The sequence below is a fragment of the Endozoicomonas sp. ONNA1 genome (assembly GCF_024606325.1).
Taxonomy (GTDB): domain Bacteria; phylum Pseudomonadota; class Gammaproteobacteria; order Pseudomonadales; family Endozoicomonadaceae; genus Endozoicomonas_A.
Window position 1 is genome coordinate 1 of the sequence record NZ_JAHHPN010000729.1, and the last position, 1,022, is coordinate 1,022.

The window sequence follows — 1,022 nt, forward strand, 5'->3', positions numbered from 1 at the left end:
TATCATCCTGAAAAGATTGAAAGCTCATGGCGACCCCGCCATATCGGCAATCAACACAGTATTGAATAATCAGCGCCATGGGTTGCGGCATCCCTTCGGGACAGACTTCAGGCCGGTAAGCTGAGGCCATGACCTTAAGGCAGGTACGCAAAACATCGTCTTCTCCCTGAACCACAGAGAGGTATTTGCCCGCCTGGGCATCGCCGTAGTTGTCTTCGTTGATGCCAGAACTGCGAACAATCACCGGCTGTGATGTGGCGAGCTGATGGCGCAGTCCCCTGATTTGTCGGGCCGCTTCAGAATTTTCAACCTGTTCGTAATAGTCATCACTGGCAACAAATTGTGCCAGACCCGCCAGCCAGCTATCCCTTTTGGTTTGCTCAGAAGGCGGCAAGCCAATGAGGTGCTTACGGATGCTCGCCAGGCTGGTCTCTGCCCCGGTTCAAGGACGATCCCGGGGAGATAGAGGTCTAAAAACCGGGTATCCAGAGGGTGTTGTTCAAGCGCATTCATGACTTGAGCAGTAACACATTCGAAGGGTGGAACAGGCAGACCGGCTCTCTTCATGCGCTGCAAAAACATTCCCTTGCCACCAAGTTGTTCCCGGTTGTCGGCAGAACAGTCTGTAGGCTGATCCGAGAAAGTTGAACTGCAGGTGCGCTTGTCTATCGACGTAGGGTCGGGAACACCACTGGGATCAAGATCACAAAAATACCTTTTGAGTGAACTATAAGCCCCAGCATCCTGTTTGCGATCACTGTTCGGGCTTTGAAGATCTAATGTGCCAAAACTGGCAGGTAACGTCATGATAACCTCTCATGTTAATATTCACCCATGATTTAATCACCAGCGCATAAAACGACTGCCCAATCTGCCCCAACCCCTGTCGCACCGCCCCGGTCACCTGCCGCATCCAGGTTTTCAGCGTCAGTTGATCCTCGTCACTGGCCGGTGGGTCAATCAAGCCAGGCGGTTTGTTGTTAAAGTCATCCATGGTCTATGCTTCAACCTCTTCCATCGGT

Annotated in this window: 2 protein-coding genes; both read right to left on the reverse strand. The window is 52.2% G+C overall.

Going from position 1 to position 1,022, the window contains the following annotated elements; translation table 11 throughout:
* Positions 1–394 (reverse strand): PEP/pyruvate-binding domain-containing protein (locus KDK19_RS17545; protein ID WP_257292474.1); only part of this gene is annotated, 394 nt, incomplete at its 3' end.
* Between the two features lie 360 nt (positions 395–754).
* Positions 755–994, reverse strand: a complete 240-nt coding sequence (locus KDK19_RS17550) for a hypothetical protein (protein WP_257292475.1) — start codon at positions 992–994, stop codon at positions 755–757.
* Positions 995–1,022: the final 28 nt, after the last annotated feature.

Coding starts and splice junctions, on each gene's coding strand:
- KDK19_RS17550 (WP_257292475.1), bottom strand. CDS start 994: ATGGATGACTTTAACAACAAACCGCCTGGCTTGATTGACCCACCGGCC.